The following is a 17459-nucleotide window of genomic DNA, read 5'->3' on the forward strand; positions in this document are numbered from 1 at the left end:
AAAGGAATCAAGCCATGTCCACGTTTACCGTGACAGATGATGATGCTGCCAGCACTAACGCTCCCGACGCCAAAGCCAAAGCAGGTTCCGGCGCCTATCCCGACGCCGATTATGCTCATCAATACGACGATGACTTTGTCAGTCGCTGGGACGAGTTGATCGATTGGCAAAAGCGATCCGAAGGTGAGGGCACTTTTTTCATCGATCTGCTGCGCAAGGCGGGTGCTTTCAAGGTGTTGGATGTCTCCACGGGCAGCGGTTTTCACGCGGTGCAGTTGCGCAAGGCGGGGTTTCATGTGGTGGCCTGTGACGGCAGCCCGACGATGGTCAAGCGCGCTGAAGTCAATTTTCGTCGGCATGGTTTGAGTATTCCTATTCGCCAATCCGATTGGCTGGAGCTGGACAGCGAGGTCCTGGGTAAATTCGATGCCGTGGTCTGTCTGGGTAGCTCGCTGTGTCACGTGTTCGATGACACGGCGCGACATCAGGTGCTTCAGCGTTTCAGAAGTCTATTGAACCCGGGTGGTTTGCTGATCATTGATCAGCGCAACTTTCAGGCTATACGGGCTGGTAAGTTCAAGACGTCTGGTCGGTATTACTACTGCGGTAAAACCGCTCATGTGAGCGTCGGCGAGGTGAACGACCATGTTTGCGAGTTCGTGTACACCTTCAGTGATAGCGCCACTTTCCGGTTGCGGGTTTACCCCATTCTTCCCCAGCAACTGAGCGATGAAATAGCGCAGGCAGCGTTCAGTCAGCCCCGATCCTACGGTGATTTCAAACCGATTTACGATGCCATGAACAGCGATTTCATTGTTCATACGGCCATCGCGCTGTAACAGGCATTCAATCGTCGGCAGAACATCAACTTCGAGAGGAAAGATCAATGACAACCTACGCGATAGATGCACGGGCTCCGGGCGTCAATGGGGTCGTTCTGGCAATCGTGCTGACAGGTTTTGTCGCCAGCACTTATGGTTTTGGCGTGTACCTGTTCGCCAGTCTGGTGGTCGATATGCGCCGTGACCTGGGGTTCGGCTATACCGCCGTGGGCCTGATAACCGGGGGCGCGCAGGTAGGGTTTTTGAGCTTTTCGGTTCTGACCAGCTACCTCGGGAGATTTTTCCAGGGGTGGAAAATAAGCCTCTATTCGACCCTCGTCACAGCCCTGTCGCTATTGGGTCTGGCCATGAGCAACAACATCTGGTTGTCGGGTGCGTTGTTGATACTGCTCGGCGGCTGTTCAGCATCGGCCTATATCCCGCTGGCAGAGATCGTGACCAAAAGCTTCTCGGCCAACAAGCGCGCGCGCGTCATGGGGCTGATTTCCAGTGGCACCAGTTACGGGGTGTTCATTAACGGTTTGCTGGTCAGCTCACTCACCTTGCAGGGTGGTTGGCGAAATATCTGGCTGACCGCTGGCCTGGTGTCCTTGGGGTTATGCGTCCTGGCTTACTTCTTACTGCGCAACACGCCATCACCGGCCATTCCGTCGAGTAAGGAATCGGTTGTCGAGCCGAGCGATCAGGAATGGCTGAGCGGCCCCCTCTATTTGATGTGGCTGGTTGCTTTTCTCAATGGCCTGACTCTGCTGCCCTTTCAAACCTACCTGGCCCCGTTCATGCGCGAGGAACTCGGCATCTCCGCCTCCACCGCAGGCCTGGTCTGGTCGACTATTGGAGCGGTGGGTATGGCGGCCGGCTTTCTGGTGGGCTGGATCGCTGATCGAATCGGCGCTCGTCTGGCGTTGATCCTGTGTTTCACCAGCGCCTGTGTGGCGAGCCTCTGCGTCTATCACTTCAACAGTGAGGGCTATTTTTATGTTGCCGGCTTTCTTTTTGCCCTGGCGTTCTATCCGGTTTTCGGCCTGGTGCCTACGTATATCGGCCAGATCGTGGGTGTCAGTCGTCTGACCCAAGCGTTCGGGATCGCCAATGTGCTGATTGGACTAGGCGGGGTGTGCGGCAACTTTCTGGGTGGGGTTTGCAAAGATGTACTGGGCTCGTTCGCCCCCCTTTACATGTTCATTTCAATATTTCTGTTGGTGCAACTGGTGGTGGTCGCCATGCTGCCTAACGTGCGCCAAAGCGACTGATCCATTACCAATGATTGGCCTCTAAACCAGGGACGGTGCTTCATGAAAACTCAGTGCGTGGGCTCGACTTCGACGTTTAACTTTTTTTCTTCCACCGTTAGCGAGCCTGACATTACCGACTTCAAACAGGCCTCCGTTGTCGTGTGGTTAACCGGCTTGTCGGCTTCAGGAAAGTCGACTATTGCCGGTGCGTTGTACAGCGTGCTGCAGTCCGCCGGTTGCCCCTCTTGCGTTCTCGACGGTGATTCGCTCAGGACCGGTCTGTGCAAAGATTTGGGATTTACCCTGGATGACCGCGCTGAGAATATTCGTCGTGTTGCCGAAGTTGCTGCACTCATGGTCAATGCGGGATTAATGGTGATTGTGGCGCTGATCTCACCGACCTCGGTCTCACGTCATCACGCTCGCTCGATCATTGGCAATGATCGATTCGTCGAAGTGTTTGTCGATGCGCCCTTGAGCGTGGTCGAGGCGCGGGACCCTAAAGGGCTGTATCGCAAAGCCAGGAACGGGCAACTCCGTGACTTCACAGGGATCGACTCCCCTTATGAGGCGCCGGTATGCCCTGAACTGTATATACCGTCTGATTGTGTGACCGTCGAGGAGGCAGTGGATATCATCGTGTCATGGATGTGCACGCGTCTGCGGGGCTGACCGAACCGTTCGGCATCACATTGGAACGCCCCGTCTAAAATAATTGGCAAGCCGTTTTTCTCTGTCATTATTGTTTTTTAAACAGTGACAGGAGTTCGCCATGCCTCTTCGTCTTATGAGCATACATTCGCTTCGCTTGGTGGGGGGTATGGCGGTGCTGGATTTTTTAAACAGTTGCAATGGCCGCCGACCAGGAACGTCATTGGGCGAAGTTGCCGAAAGCTTGTTGACCCTGGAGGACGTCATTTATTGGTTTCAGCATGCGAACTTGATCAGTACGGCTGAACGCGACCATCTTCTGGCATTGATCCCGGCTTCGTCTTATCAGCAGAACAATGCTTATCAGCAGATGATCGCGTTTCGCGAACAGCTATATGGGTTATTTTTCCCTATTGCCGAGGGGCACCGGATAACTCCCGCAGCCCTTGATTCCCTTAATAAAGCCTTGGTGGATGCAGCGCCTTACCGTCAATTGGCGTTGGTGGAGGGCGCTACGACATGGGTGTGGTGTCGTAGCCACACGCTGGAAGAAGTGATAGCAAGCCTGATCGGTCGCTTGGCGGTGCAGGCAGCCTCATTATTAACATCTCCAGAGTTGGCCCGGCTCAAGCTCTGTTCAACCCTTGCCTGCGACTGGCTGTTTCTCGATACCTCGAAAAATGGTCGTCGACGCTGGTGCCAGATGAGTATCTGCGGCAGTCGAGAGAAGGCGAAAAGGGCTTCGACCGCGTATGAGCCTGTTGAGTAGGGCCATGTGGAGTGCTTGGTTTGCCTGTGAGGCGCGTGCAGCGGGTTGAGTTCACTCGTTGTATTTAGCCTGGAGCTGTTTCGCCATTTTCAGGTGCTCCTGCAACGTGATTAATGTCTCTTTGGCGAAGGCAGTGAGTGCTGGCGTCTGCGATGTTCTTACTTCATCTTCAAACAACTGGATGATGGCCTCATGCGCCTTCACCTGGTTGCTGACGTAGGCGTTGTCGAACGACGCACCGCGGTACTGAAGAATCATGTTCTTGGTGCGATCCATCAGCTCGGTTTCGCGCGCCAACGGTACCTTCAATGCTTTAGCGACGGTGGCCAGTTTCTGGTTGGCGTCGGTGTGGTCCTTAATCATCAGTTGAGCAAAGTTTTTCACATCCTCGGATTGGCTTTTTTCCAGCGCCAGTTGGCTGGTCTGGATTACTGCCATGCTTTTGGCCGAGGCATGGTCAACAAAGACCGCCGGGTAAGCCGCATAGGCAGGCGCGCAGGCCATACCGAACAACAGAGCAAAACCGGTCACTCGAAGGATAGAAGAATAGCGCTTCATGCTTGAGTACCTCAGACGGATAAACAACAAGGCTCGGTAAGGCTAACCGATCACGCGCTATGAATGCGTGCTGCGGCGAGGTCTTGGCACCTCACAAAGGGTTTGAAGTCATGGACCCTAAAAGGTTTAACGAATGAGATAAGCAACCGATGAGCGGAGCTGTTCAGTGGTGCTGAAGCGCTTGTTTTCAGCGCGCCACATCCTGATGAGCAAACATCCTCACCGCATCCACGGCATGGCTTGTACCGTCGCTGATTTGCACAATGACCGAGCCGGCCTGATCCGCCAGTTCCACACCTTTGGCTGCGGTGGCCCGTGTATTGTTCATGCTGTCTATGGCCAACTGGGTTTCGCTCTGGATCACCTGAATCATGTCTGATATTTCTGCGGTGGAGCGACTGGTACGCCCTGCCAGTTGCCGGACTTCGTCGGCAACCACTGCGAATCCTCGACCCTGATCTCCAGCCCGAGCGGCTTCAATGGCTGCATTGAGGGCCAGCAAATTGGTTTGGTCGGCGATGCTGCGGATGGTATTGACGATGGCGCTGATCTGGTCCGAGCGTTCACCCAACTGGGTGATGATCCGGGAGGAATTTTCGATATTCAGGGATATCTGGCGCATCTCACTGGCGGCCTGCTGAATCACTTGTGAGCCTTGCTCGGTGACTTTTTGTGTCTCGACCGAAATGTGAAATGCCTGCGCGGCGCTACGCGCATCCTGTTCATGTTGTTCGACGCGTGCGGTGATATCGGAGGCGAATTTGACCACCTTCCACAATTTGCCGCTGGCGTCGTATACCGGGTTGTAACTGGCCTCCATCCAGAGGGTCTGGCCGCGCCTGCCAACCCGCTTGAACTGGCCACTGAAAAACTCACCCGTGTTCAAGCATCGCCAGAAATTCGCGTACTCATCACTGTTGATCAGTTCGGGCGGGCACAGCATTCGGTGATGCTGACCTAGCAGTTCAGTCAGGGTGTAGCCCACCAGTTTCAGAAAGTTTCCATTGGCGGCGAGAATGCGTCCATCCAGATCGAACTCGATCACTGCCATGGAGCGGTCGATGGCCTGAAGCTTGTTTCGCGCCTCAGCTTCCAATTGGACTTTCTGAGTGACGTCCAGGGCATATTTTACGACTTTTACCACCTTGCCCATGGCGTCCTTGACCGGGTTATAACTGGCTTCGAGCCAGACAGGTTGCCCATCGCCTGCGACGCGGCGAAAAGTCGAGGACACGAAATCCCCCGCCCGCAGACGTGACCACAGCTGCGTGTATTCGTCGCTGTGACCGTACTCGTAAGTGCAGAACAATCGGTGTTCTTTACCGATCACACTCTCTCGTCGATAACGCAGGGTATTGAGAAAGTTGTCGTTGGCGCTGAGCACGGTGCCATTCAAGTCGAACTCGATGACCGCCATGGAGCGGTCGATGGCCTGCAGCAGACTGGCTTGCTGGGCAATGATTTGCTGCAAGTCATGTATAGCTTTTTTACGTGAGGAAAATAGCATGCTGCACCTGGCTCAGGAAAAAGGCATGGGTAAAAGCGCCTGGTCCGTAGCCAATGTGGCGAACAGAAGCCCTCTTACATGGGGTTATGCTAGAAGGCCATCATACGTATTTTGGTCTAAAAAGCTGTAATTAGTTGTACGAAATTTTATTTTTGTACAGCTTATAGTCATTTGAATTGCATGCTGTTGTTTTGGAGGGGTCGTGAATAAAGTGCGCCCTGAACCTGTCGGCCGTTGCTCGAGCCTAATCCTCAAACCCTACCTGCTCATGTATCTGATCGACTTTCAACTCCAGCCGATAAGCCACGGCGATGAACAACGCCTGGCACAAGCACAGCGTTGCGCTCAGGGAGCGAAAGGCGAAGGAGCTGCCTTCGTTGACCAGCAGTATTGCGTTGGCGCGTTTGGCCAGAGGGGAGAGGTTGCTGTCGGTGATGATCAGGGTCTTGGCTTGATTGTGCTGGGCAATACGCAGGCAGTGTTGGGTTTCTTTGCCATAGGGGGTGAAGCTGATGGCGATGACCAGGTCGTTGGCGCGCACGCTGCGCATTTGCTCGCGATAGCTGCCGCCCAGGCCTGAGATCAGGTGGATGCGCTTGTTGGTGTGCTGCAGGTTGTACACCAAGTAATCGGCGACCGCGAAGGACCGACGCACACCAACCACATAGATATTGTCGGCGTTGACCACCAGATCAACCGCTTTATCGAAGGCTTCATCATCCAGTTCTGCGCCCAGACGCTCCAGCCCGGACAGCGTGGCATTCACACAGTCACGTGCCAGGTCGCCGCCGCTGGCTTTCTGTGACTTGTTGGCGATCATGCTGCGGATGCGCTGCTGGTAGTTCTGAACCGGAGTGGTCTTGTGGGTATAGGCCTCGCGAAACAGCGCCTGCATTTCGCTGAAGCCACTGAAACCGAACCGCTGGGAAAACCGCACGATGGCCGACGGATGCACTTCGCATTCGCGGGCGATATCGCTGATGCGGTCGACCATGATTCGGTCGCTTTGCTGGCTCATGTAGGCCGCAATGCGCTTGAGCTGACGCGGCAAGTTTTCGTATTCAGTGGTGATCAGCTTGAGCAGACTTTTGGCGTTCGCTGGAGGCATGTCGGCGCTGTTTTCGGGCAAGGCGTGCTGATCAGTGCTGGGCATACGATTCAATCCTTCTGGCTTGCTCTTATAAGGCATTGCGCGCCGAAAGAACCGGCTCTGTGCCCCTGACAATAGACTGTGCAGTTTACAGGGGTTGTGAGTTATATCCTCGTCTGTTTAGCACGAAGTGCCCTTACACTAACGCGCATTGGAAAAAACATTCTAAATAAAAAATTTATAGAATAAATATTGATCGGCGTCGACAGACGTTCTAGTCTGCACCCACCAAGAGCGTTTCGCGCAACCTCGGCGCGCAACGCAGGCTGATAAAAATAACAGGAGCCAGCATGGGCCAGACTCGTTTTGCCAGTGGGCGTCAACTGGATCTGATTTGCCTCGGACGCCTCGGCGTCGATCTTTACGCGCAGCAGGTCGGTGCACGGTTGGAAGATGTCAGCAGTTTTGCCAAATACCTCGGTGGCTCGTCGGCGAACATCGCATTCGGTACGGCTCGTTTGGGGCTCAAATCCGCCATGCTCAGCCGGGTCGGCGACGACCATATGGGCCGCTTCCTTCTCGAGTCACTGGTCCGGGAAGGGTGTGACGTCAGCGGGGTCAAGGTCGATCCGGAACGCTTGACCGCCCTGGTTCTGCTGGGTCTCAAGGACCGCGAAACCTTTCCTTTGGTGTTCTATCGCGAAAACTGCGCAGACATGGCGCTGCGCAGCGAGGACATCAGTGAAACGCTGATTGCTTCCAGTAAAGCGCTGTTGATCACCGGCACCCATTTCTCCACCGATCAGGTATTCAAGGCCAGCAGCGAGGCACTTGATTACGCCGAAAAACACAACGTCAAACGCATCCTCGATATCGACTACCGCCCGGTGTTGTGGGGTTTGGCAAGCAAAGCCGATGGCGAAACCCGGTTCGTCGCTGATCAAAAGGTCAGCCGGCATGTGCAGCGAATTCTGCCGCGCTTCGACCTGATCGTCGGTACCGAAGAAGAGTTTTTGATGGCTGGCGGTTGCAGCGACCTGCTCAGTGCGTTGCGCACGGTGCGTGGACTGACTGCCGCGACACTGGTGGTCAAGCTCGGCCCGCAAGGCTGTACGGTGATTCACGGGGTAATTCCGGCCTGCCTCGAAGATGGCGCGATCTACCCCGGCGTGCGGGTTGAAGTACTGAACGTTCTGGGGGCTGGCGACGCTTTCATGTCGGGTTATCTGAGTGGTTGGCTGAACGATGCCAGCGACGAGCGTTGCTGCCAGTTGGCCAATGCCTGCGGTGGTCTGGTGGTGTCCCGGCATGCCTGCGCACCCGCCATGCCGACCCCGGCGGAACTTGATTATCTGTTCAACAGCCCGGTGCCGATTACTCGCCCGGACCAGGACCCGATGCTGCAGCGCCTGCATCAAGTCAGCGTGCCGCGTAAACAATGGAAGCAGCTGTTTATCTTTGCCTTCGATCATCGTGGGCAACTGGTGGAACTGGCCCAGAAGGCGGGTCGTGACCTGAGCAGCATCAGTCAGCTCAAACAGCTATTTATTCAGGCAGTGGAGCGGGTCGAAATTGATTTGAAACAGCGGGGCATCGACGCCGATGTCGGGGTGTTGGCTGATCAGCGTTTTGGGCAGGATTCACTAAACGCCGCTACCGGTCGAGGCTGGTGGGTCGCCCGCCCAGTGGAGGTGCAGGGCTCACGGCCGCTGATGTTCGAACATGGTCGCTCCATCGGCAGCAATCTGCTGAGCTGGCCTCAGGAACACATCATCAAGTGCCTGGTGCAATTTCATCCCGATGACGAGCCGCTGTTGCGTCTGGAGCAAGAGGCACAGCTCATGGGGCTGTACCAGGCCGCACACGTCAGCGGGCATGAGCTGCTACTGGAAATAATTCCGCCCAAAGATCACCTGTCCCGCCATCCCGATGTGCTCTATCGCGCGCTGAAACGCCTGTACAACCTGGGCATTTTCCCCGCCTGGTGGAAGATCGAAGCGCAGACCGCCGAGGTCTGGCAGCAACTCGATGAGTTGATCCGTGAGCGTGATCCTTATTGCCGAGGAGTGGTGTTGCTGGGCTTGAACGCGCCTGTCGAAGCGTTGGCAAATGGCTTCAAGCAAGCTCGCCACAGCAGTAGTTGCCGGGGTTTTGCCGTGGGGCGGACGATCTTTCAGGCGCCGAGTCGGGCCTGGATGGCTGGCGAAATCGATGACGCGACCTTGATCAGCCGCGTGCAAAGCACCTTCGTGTTCTTAATCGAGTCCTGGCGTGAGGCTCGTACCTGACGTCGCCGCTGTGATTTGAAACCTGTCCGTTGAAAACAAAAAAGGTGCAGCCATGCCCGTTTCCGCGCTCTCTCCCACCGGCCCTTCAGCGATCCGGATTGGCATCAACCCGATCTCCTGGAGCAACGATGACCTGCCAGCCCTCGGTGGCGAAACACCTTTAAGCACGGCCCTCAGCGAAGGCAAGGAGATCGGCTACGAAGGCTTCGAACTCAACGGCAAGTTCCCCAAGGACGCCAAGGGTGTCGGCGATGTACTGCGTCCTTACGATCTGGCACTGGTGTCCGGTTGGTATTCCAGCCGTCTGGCCCGACGTTCTGTTGCGGAGGAAATCGAGGCCATTGCCGGTCATGTTCAGTTGCTCGCCGAAAACGGCGCCAACGTTTTAGTGTACGGCGAGGTCGCCGACTCGATTCAAGGCCAGCGCATCCCGCTGGTTGAACGGCCGCGCTTTCACAGCGATCAGGCCTGGCAGGAATACGCCGACAAACTCACCGAGTTGGCACGTTTCACCCTGTCCCAAGGTGTACGCCTGGCCTATCACCACCACATGGGTGCCTACGTCGAATCGCCGCAGGACATCGATAAATTGATGGCCTTGACCGGCAATGAAGTCGGGCTGTTGTTCGATTCGGGTCATTGCTATATGGGCGGAGGCGAGCCGTTGCAGGTGCTGACAACACACCTCCAGCGCATCTGCCATGTGCACTTCAAGGACGTGCGCAAGCCGGTCGTGCAACTGGCGCGCAACAACCTGTGGAGCTTCCCCGACTGCATCATCAACGGCACATTCACCGTGCCGGGGGATGGCGATATCGACTTCGCAGCGTTGCTCGACGTGCTGTTGGCTGCGGACTACAGCGGCTGGCTGGTGGTCGAGGCGGAGCAGGATCCGGCTGTCGCGCCGAGTTACGCCTACGCAAAAAAAGGCTACGAAACGTTGCGCGGTCTGCTGACCCATGCTCAGAAAAGGAGCGCCGGACAATGAGCCTGTTGGTCAAAAGCAAGCCTGAAGGCCGCACCCTGGTCGAACTCGGTGCTGGAGTTTTGGAGTACGTGGGCTTCGCCGCCTATCGTCTGACGGTCGGCGAAAGTCTGCCAGTCAGTGCCGGGGACAAAGAACTGTGTCTGGTCCTGCTCAGCGGGCGGGTTAGCATCAAGGGTGAGGCGCCGGGGCAGGGTGGTTTTCAGTGGGAAAACATCGGAGATCGCAAGTCGGTCTTCGAAGATAAATCGCCGTTCGCGGTGTACCTGCCGCCCCATAGCCAAGCCCAAATAACCGCGCTCAGCGCTGTGCAGGTCGCGGTCTGCGCAGCCCCTGGCGATGTCACGAAAAATCTGTCTGCGCGCTTGATCACTCCCGGCAGCATGAAACGCAGCACGCGGGGCAAGGCGGCCAATACCCGTTATGTCTGCGACATCCTTCCCGATACTGAGCCAGCGCATTCATTGCTGGTGGTGGAAGTGCGCACACCGTCCGGGCATTCGTCGAGTTATCCACCGCACAAACACGATCAGGACGACCTGCCGCACGAAAGTTTTCTGGAAGAAACCTATTACCACCAGATCAACCCACCTCAGGGTTTCGTGTTCCAGCGCGTGTACACCGATGATCGCAGCCTTGATCAGTCGATGGCCGTGGAAAACAACGATCTGGTGACCGTGCCCAAGGGCTATCACCCGGTCAGTGTGCCGTATGGCTACGAGTCCTATTACCTGAACGTAATGGCCGGGCCGAAGCGCGCCTGGCAATTTCATAACGATCCCCAGCACAGCTGGCTGCTGGATCTTTGATTCTGTTTTTTTAGTGTTTGAATTGAGTGCGAGGAGCAGCGGCATGAGCGAGTCCCCGGTTATCGGCCATTACATCAATGGCAAGGTGCAAGAAGGCGCCAGCGAGCGCTACAGCAACGTGTTCAATCCGGCGACCGGCAGCGTGCAGGCACGGGTCGCGCTGGCAACCTTGAAAACCGTGGACGAGGCCGTCGCTGCTGCGCTGGCGGCGTTCCCGGCCTGGGCCGATCAGTCGTCCCTGCGCCGTGCGCGGGTGATGTTCAAGTTCAAGGAGCTGCTCGATCAGCACCACGACGAGCTGGCGGAAATCATTAGCCGCGAACATGGCAAGGTGTTCTCCGACGCCAAGGGCGAAGTGACGCGCGGGATCGAAATCGTCGAGTTCGCCTGCGGTGCGCCGAGCCTGTTGAAAACCGACTTCAGTGACAACATCGGTGGCGGCATCGACAACTGGAACCTGCGTCAGCCACTCGGCGTTTGTGCCGGGGTCACACCGTTCAACTTTCCGGTGATGGTGCCGCTGTGGATGATTCCCATGGCGCTGGTTACCGGCAACGCTTTCATTCTAAAACCTTCCGAACGCGATCCGTCGGCCAGCCTGTTGATGGCGCGATTGCTCACCGAAGCGGGTCTGCCTGATGGTGTGTTCAACGTGGTGCAGGGCGACAAGGTGGCGGTTGACGGCTTGCTGCAACACCCGGACATCGAGGCGATTTCTTTCGTCGGCTCGACGCCGATTGCCGAGTACATCTACCAACAAGGGACTTCCCGGGGCAAGCGTGTACAAGCCTTGGGCGGGGCCAAGAACCACATGATCGTTATGCCTGACGCCGACCTGGACCAAGCGGCCGACGCACTGATCGGCGCGGCTTACGGTTCGGCGGGCGAGCGCTGCATGGCGATTTCCATTGCGGTGGCGGTGGGTGATGTGGGTGATCGTCTGATTGAAAAGCTGCTGCCACGTATTGATCAGCTCAAGGTCGGCAACGGCATGCAGAGCGACATCGACATGGGCCCGCTGGTGACCGACGTGCACAAGGCCAAGGTCGAGGGCTTCATTGATCAGGGTGTGGCGCAGGGCGCGCAACTGCTCGTCGATGGACGCCACTTCACGGTGCCGGGCGCCGAACAGGGCTTTTTTGTCGGCGCCACACTGTTCGATAACGTCACGCCTGAAATGAGCATCTATAAAGAAGAAATTTTCGGTCCGGTGCTCGGCATCGTCCGCGTAGCAGATTTCGCCAGCGCGGTGGCGCTGATCAATGCCCATGAATTTGGCAACGGCGTGTCGTGCTTCACCCGTGACGGCGGCATTGCTCGCGCATTCGCCCGCACGATCAAGGTTGGCATGGTCGGTATCAATGTGCCTATCCCCGTGCCCATGGCCTGGCATTCGTTTGGCGGCTGGAAGCGCTCGCTGTTCGGCGATCACCACGCCTATGGCGAAGAAGGCATGCGTTTCTATAGCCGCTACAAAAGCGTAATGCAGCGCTGGCCCGACAGCATCGCCAACGGCCCCGAATTCAGTATGCCGACCGCTAAATAAATCGTGTGCGCGTGGACATTTTGGAGAACAAGAACAATGAACCATCCCCTGCGTTTTGCCTTGAACCGTATGGTTGCCCCACGCTTGTCACTGGCGGATTTCGTTGCGCTGGCAGTGACCTTGAAAGCCGATGCCATTGAAATTCGCAATGACCTTAAAGGCATCGAGATCGAGGACGGAACTGCTCCACAGACCGTCCGCGATCTGTGCGCCGCACAGGGTATTCGCGTGTTGTCGATCAATGCCCTTTACCCCTTCGATGTGTGGAATGACCAACGCCGTGCCCAGGCACTGAAGCTGGCGGCCTATGCCCGTGAGTGTGGGGCCGAAGCAGTGGTGCTCTGCCCGTCGAACGACCGCGCCGATCAGCGCAACGCTGCTGAGCGCGCTGCGGGTTTGCGCACGGCGTTGAGCGCACTGGCGCCGATCCTGCGCGAGTACGGCATTCTTGGGTTCGTCGAACCGCTGGGTTTTGAAGAGTGTTCGTTGCGCCGCAAGCGTCAAGCGGTGGATGCGATCAAGGCGGTCGGCGGGCTGGATGTGTTTCGTCTGGTACACGACACCTTTCACCACCATCTGGCGGGTGAACAAGAATTTTTTGCCGACTTGACCGGACTGGTGCACATCTCAGGGGTCGAAGATGACGCAGTGCCGCTGGCGAGCATTCGTGACGGGCATCGGGTGCTGGTCGGCGAGGCGGACATTCTCGGCAACGCCGCCCAGATCGAGCGTTTGCTCGGAGACGGTTATGCCTGGCATTTGTCCTTCGAACCGTTCGCCAACAGCGTGCATGAACTGACCGACATCCAGCAGGCGGTCTCGGCGAGCATGGCTTACTTGCAGCGGTGATTGTGCTGACCTCATCGCAGGCAAGCCTGCTCCCACAGTAGATCGCGAGGGAATCAAGCATGAAGACCACACGTTTAACCATGGCCCAGGCGCTGGTGAAGTTTCTTGATAACCAGTACGTCGAAGTCGACGGGGTTCAGAGTAAATTCGTCGCCGGGATTTTCACCATCTTTGGGCACGGCAATGTGCTGGGCATCGGCCAGGCGTTAGAGCAGGATAGCGGCCAGTTGATCGTCCATCAGGGCCGCAATGAACAGGGCATGTGCCACGCAGCCATTGGTTTCGCCAAACAGAACCTGCGGCGCAAGATCTACGCGTGTTCGTCATCGGTGGGGCCGGGGGCAGCGAACATGCTGACTGCGGCCGCCACGGCTACCGCCAATCGCATCCCGCTGCTGCTGTTGCCGGGCGATGTCTACGCCAGCCGTCAGCCAGACCCGGTGCTGCAACAGATTGAGCAGTTTCACGATCTGAGCATCAGCACCAATGATGCGTTCAAGGCAGTGAGCAAATATTGGGACCGGATCAACCGTCCCGAGCAATTGATGAGCGCGGCGCTCAATGCTATGCGCGTGCTGACTGATCCTGCTGAAACCGGCGCCGTCACCCTCGCGCTGCCTCAGGATGTACAGGCCGAAGCCTATGACTACCCTGACAGCTTCCTGCAAAAGCGTGTGCACCGCATCGACCGTCGCCCGGCCAGCGATGCCATGCTCGGCGATGCATTGGCGTTGCTCAAAGGCAAACGTAAACCGTTGCTGGTGTGCGGCGGCGGGGTGCGTTACTCCGGTGCGGCCGAGGCGTTGCAGGCGTTTGCCGAACGCTTTGATATTCCGTTCGCCGAAACCCAGGCCGGCAAAAGCGCCATCGTCTCGGCGCATAGGCTGAACCTCGGTGGCTTGGGCGAGACCGGTTCGTTGGCCGCCAACCTGTTGGCCAAGGAGGCTGACGTGATCATCGGCGTGGGCACCCGTTACAGCGATTTCACCACCGCATCCAAATGGTTGTTCCAGAATCCCGAGGTGCAGTTCCTCAACCTCAACGTCAGTGCGTTTGATGCGCAGAAACTGGATGGGGTGCAGGTGCTGGCCGACGCCAAAGTGGCACTGGAGGCGCTGACCGAAGCGCTGGAACAAAGCGGCTATCGCTCGGCCTGGGGTGACCAGCCACAACAGGCGCGGGCGCAGTTGGAGGCCGAAGTGAACCGTCTCTACGCGGTCGAATACCAGACTCAAGATTTCGTCCCGGAAATCAACGACCATCTCGACCCTGCGGTGTTGCGCGAATTTATCGAGCTGACCGGGTCTTGCCTGACCCAAAGTCGGGTGCTGGGCGTGCTGAATCAGAACCTGCCCAGCGACGCGGTGATCGTTGCTGCGGCGGGCAGTTTGCCAGGGGATCTGCAACGGGCGTGGCGCAGCACCGGGGTTAACACCTACCACGTCGAATACGGCTATTCGTGCATGGGCTACGAGGTCAATGCCGCGTTGGGGGTCAAGCTGGCCGAGCCCCAGCGAGAGGTCTATGCACTGGTCGGCGACGGCTCTTACATGATGCTGCACTCCGAGCTGGCCACGTCGATTCAGGAGCGACGCAAGGTCAACGTCATCCTGCTCGACAATATGACCTTCGGCTGCATCAACAACCTGCAAATGGAACACGGGATGGACAGCTTTGGCACCGAATTCCGTTTCCGTAACCCGGAAACCGGCAAGCTCGATGGCGAATTCGTGCCTGTGGATTTCGCCATGAGCGCTGCGGCCTACGGCTGCAAGACCTACAAGGTGAATACCCTTTCTGAGCTGGAAGCGGCACTGATCGATGCGCAGAAACAAACCGTGTCGACGCTGATTGATATCAAGGTCCTGCCCAAGACCATGATCCACAAATACCTGTCCTGGTGGCGGGTGGGGGTGGCCGAAGTGTCGACCAAAGGCTCGACGGCCCAGGTCTTCGAAAAGCTGAATAAAGAGTTGGCGAAAGCCCGCAAATACTGAGAACCCCTCCAGCGACCTGAAACACATCCAAGAGAGTACTGACATGGCATTGAAATTAGGCGTAATCGGCACCGGGGCAATCGGCCAGGACCATATCCGGCGCTGCAGCCAGACCCTGCTGGGCAGTCAGGTCGTGGCCCTGACCGATATCAATCTGGAACAGGCCGCCAAGGTCGCCCGCGACCTGAACCTGACTGCCGAGGTATATGCCGACGGGCACACACTGATCCAGTCGCCGGAAGTCGAAGCGGTGCTGGTCACCTCCTGGGGGCCGAGCCATGAAGCGTTTGTGCTGGCAGCGATTGCCGCTGGCAAGCCGGTATTCTGCGAGAAGCCACTGGCGGTGACCGCTGAGGGCTGTCGGCGGATCGTCGAGGCCGAAATCGCCCACGGCAAACGACTGGTTCAGGTTGGCTTCATGCGCCCTTACGATGAAGGCTATCGCGCCCTCAAAGCAGTGATCGACAGTGGCCAGATCGGCGAACCCTTGATGCTGCACTGTGCTCACCGCAACCCGACTGTCGGCGAGAATTACAAGACGGACATGGCAATCACCGACACCTTGATCCATGAGATCGACGTGCTGCGCTGGTTGCTCAATGATGACTATGTGTCAGTGCAGGTGGTGTTCCCACGCAAGTCTGGCAAGGCCTTCGCTCACCTTAAGGACCCGCAGATCGTTCTGCTGGAAACCGCCAAAGGCACACGCATTGATGTCGAAGTGTTCGTTAATTGCCAATACGGTTATGACATCCAGTGCGAAGTCGTGGGTGAAACCGGGATCGCCCGATTGCCGGAGCCTTCGCAAGTGCAACTGCGTAGCGGGGCGAAGCTCTCCACCTCGATCTTGATGGACTGGAAGGACCGCTTCATCGCCGCCTATGACGTCGAATTGCAGGCGTTTATCGATGGCGTACAGGCAGGCCAGGTCGGGGGGCCGTCAGCTTGGGATGGCTATGCGGCGGCGGTCACCGCTGATGCGTGCATCGAAGCGCAGAGCAGCGGTGCTATCGTCCCGGTGAGCTTGCCGGAGCGCCCTGCTTTTTATGCCTGATAGAAGGCTTTCGCGAATGAATCGGCACGCACGGAAGGAAATTCAATCTTCTGTAGGAGCAATCGGGACGCGCAGTCTTATCCGCGAAGACGTTGGTACAAACCCCCAGAAATTTGAATTTGAAACACCAGACAACAGGAGTGCCCGATGCGCATTGGATTAGTGGGATATGGCAAGGGTGGGCGCTATTTTCACGCGCCTTTGATCGCCAGTTTGCCCGGTGCGACGTTTGTCGGCGTGGTTACCCGTTCGCCAGAGCGTCGTCGGGAACTGACGCAGGATCACCCAAAAGTGGTGGCGTTCGACAGCCTCGCCGATCTGGTCTCCGCGGGGGTCGATGCCGTGGTGATTTCCACGCCATTGGCATCGCGCAAGGCGCTGATCCTTGAGGCTATTGAACTGGGCGTGGCGGTGGTCAGCGACAAACCCTTTGTCAGCGATGCCACGCAGGCTTGCGAATTGGTCCTGGCCGCCGAGGAGAAAGGCGTGTTGCTTAGCGTTTATCAGAACCGACGTTGGGATTCCGACTTCCTTACGGTGCGCAAACTGATCGACAACGGCGTGTTGGGCGAAATCAGCCGATTCGAATCCAGGGTCGAACGTTACTCGCCTAAATCGGTGGGCAAGGTGAGTGGTGGTGGGATGCTGCGTGATCTGGGTAGCCATCTGGTGGACCAGGCGCTGTTGTTGTTTGGGCCGGTATCACGGGTCTATGCCGAGCTGGATTTCGCCACCCGGGACACACCGCTCGATCATGCTTTTTTTGTTTCTCTAACCCATGCCAGTGGTGTGGTTTCGCACCTGTGGGGCAGCTGTTTGCAGAACTGCCCTGGGCCGCGCTTCCGGGTCAGTGGATCAGCAGGCTGTTACAGCGTCGAAGGTCTGGACGGGCAGGAAGCGGCCTTGCTGGCCGGTCTGTCACCCAAAAGTGAAGGCGACAGCTGGGGCGTCGAGGAGCATCGACGCTGGGGGTGGTTCGAGCAAGGCGAGCAGCGCGAGCGCATCCCCTCCGAGCGCGGTTGCTGGGACGCGTTTTATCGCCAGCTACAGGACGCAGTTGGGGGCAGGGGGGCAAACCCGGTCGATCCGCGTGATGCGGTGGCGTCGGCAGTAGTGCTGGATGCAGCCCGTTTAAGTGCTGAACAGGGGAGGGTGGTGGATCTATCGGTTTGATAGTCCGGTTACTTCTGCAGTTAAAATAAAAATAGAAAAATATTCTAAAATTAATTGATATAGAAATTATTTTCCAATAGAGTCGTTTCCAGGTTATCCATAAAAC

15 protein-coding genes and 1 pseudogene are annotated in these 17459 nt (G+C 57.2%); 12 read left to right on the plus strand and 4 right to left on the minus strand.

All coding sequences use genetic code 11. The features are described from left to right. Window positions 1-14 precede the first annotated feature (14 nt). The 4 genes from RHM55_RS22050 to RHM55_RS22065 all read left to right on the plus strand — a co-directional run bounded on the left by RHM55_RS22050 (window position 15) and on the right by RHM55_RS22065 (window position 3497). A complete protein-coding gene (locus RHM55_RS22050; RefSeq protein ID WP_322178320.1) occupies window positions 15-839 on the plus strand; it encodes a class I SAM-dependent methyltransferase in 825 nt (274 codons plus the stop codon). Between the two features lie 47 nt (window positions 840-886). Beyond that, window positions 887-2095: an MFS transporter gene (locus RHM55_RS22055; protein WP_322178321.1), complete on the plus strand. Its 1209-nt coding sequence runs from the start codon at window positions 887-889 to the stop codon at window positions 2093-2095. 42 nt (window positions 2096-2137) lie between these two features. Then, window positions 2138-2749, plus strand: a complete 612-nt coding sequence (cysC, locus tag RHM55_RS22060) for an adenylyl-sulfate kinase (protein WP_322178322.1) — start codon at window positions 2138-2140, stop codon at window positions 2747-2749. A 100-nt stretch (window positions 2750-2849) separates the two neighbouring features. Next, window positions 2850-3497 carry a CGNR zinc finger domain-containing protein gene (locus RHM55_RS22065; protein WP_322178323.1) on the plus strand — a complete coding sequence of 216 codons (648 nt, stop codon included), beginning with the start codon at window positions 2850-2852 and terminating at the stop codon, window positions 3495-3497. Window positions 3498-3548: 51 nt separating this feature from the next. Here the strand turns inward: RHM55_RS22065 and RHM55_RS22070 are convergent, their stop codons facing one another. The 4 genes and pseudogenes from RHM55_RS22070 to RHM55_RS22080 form a co-directional block, all read right to left on the minus strand. Next, on the minus strand, window positions 3549-4055 hold the full coding sequence (locus tag RHM55_RS22070; protein WP_322178324.1) for a DUF4142 domain-containing protein: 507 nt from the start codon (window positions 4053-4055) through the stop codon (window positions 3549-3551). A 187-nt stretch (window positions 4056-4242) separates the two neighbouring features. Then, entirely contained in the window at window positions 4243-4824 is a 582-nt protein-coding gene (locus tag RHM55_RS26040; protein WP_416152030.1) for a methyl-accepting chemotaxis protein, read from the minus strand. Window positions 4825-4836: 12 nt separating this feature from the next. Continuing rightward, window positions 4837-5562: pseudogene (locus RHM55_RS26045) on the minus strand (PAS domain-containing protein); the annotation flags it as partial. Between the two features lie 244 nt (window positions 5563-5806). Next, the gene (locus tag RHM55_RS22080) at window positions 5807-6715 is read right to left on the minus strand and encodes a MurR/RpiR family transcriptional regulator (protein WP_322178326.1); all 909 of its coding nucleotides are present in this window, start codon (window positions 6713-6715) and stop codon (window positions 5807-5809) included. A 287-nt stretch (window positions 6716-7002) separates the two neighbouring features. Between RHM55_RS22080 and RHM55_RS22085 the strand changes: the two genes are divergently transcribed. The 8 genes from RHM55_RS22085 (at window position 7003) to RHM55_RS22120 (ending at window position 17353) form a co-directional block, all read left to right on the plus strand. Further along, the gene (locus RHM55_RS22085) at window positions 7003-8940 is read left to right on the plus strand and encodes a bifunctional 5-dehydro-2-deoxygluconokinase/5-dehydro-2-deoxyphosphogluconate aldolase (protein ID WP_322178327.1); all 1938 of its coding nucleotides are present in this window, start codon (window positions 7003-7005) and stop codon (window positions 8938-8940) included. Between the two features lie 52 nt (window positions 8941-8992). After that, window positions 8993-9928, plus strand: a complete 936-nt coding sequence (gene iolE / locus RHM55_RS22090) for a myo-inosose-2 dehydratase (protein ID WP_322178328.1) — start codon at window positions 8993-8995, stop codon at window positions 9926-9928. Next, the gene (gene iolB, locus RHM55_RS22095; RefSeq protein WP_322178329.1) at window positions 9925-10734 is read left to right on the plus strand and encodes a 5-deoxy-glucuronate isomerase; all 810 of its coding nucleotides are present in this window, start codon (window positions 9925-9927) and stop codon (window positions 10732-10734) included. Before iolE ends, iolB begins: the two co-directional genes overlap by 4 nt. A gap of 43 nt (window positions 10735-10777) precedes the next feature. After that, window positions 10778-12280: a CoA-acylating methylmalonate-semialdehyde dehydrogenase gene (locus tag RHM55_RS22100; RefSeq protein ID WP_322178330.1), complete on the plus strand. Its 1503-nt coding sequence runs from the start codon at window positions 10778-10780 to the stop codon at window positions 12278-12280. Between the two features lie 36 nt (window positions 12281-12316). Beyond that, window positions 12317-13129, plus strand: a complete 813-nt coding sequence (locus tag RHM55_RS22105; RefSeq protein ID WP_322178331.1) for a TIM barrel protein — start codon at window positions 12317-12319, stop codon at window positions 13127-13129. Between the two features lie 59 nt (window positions 13130-13188). Further along, on the plus strand, window positions 13189-15126 hold the full coding sequence (gene iolD, locus RHM55_RS22110; RefSeq protein ID WP_322178332.1) for a 3D-(3,5/4)-trihydroxycyclohexane-1,2-dione acylhydrolase (decyclizing): 1938 nt from the start codon (window positions 13189-13191) through the stop codon (window positions 15124-15126). 43 nt (window positions 15127-15169) lie between these two features. Then, on the plus strand, window positions 15170-16180 hold the full coding sequence (locus tag RHM55_RS22115; protein WP_322178333.1) for a Gfo/Idh/MocA family oxidoreductase: 1011 nt from the start codon (window positions 15170-15172) through the stop codon (window positions 16178-16180). Between the two features lie 147 nt (window positions 16181-16327). Then, window positions 16328-17353, plus strand: a complete 1026-nt coding sequence (locus RHM55_RS22120) for a Gfo/Idh/MocA family oxidoreductase (protein ID WP_322178334.1) — start codon at window positions 16328-16330, stop codon at window positions 17351-17353. Window positions 17354-17459 lie beyond the last annotated feature (106 nt).

Origin of the sequence: Pseudomonas sp. MH9.2 (genome assembly GCF_034353875.1) — a bacterium.
Lineage (GTDB): Bacteria > Pseudomonadota > Gammaproteobacteria > Pseudomonadales > Pseudomonadaceae > Aquipseudomonas.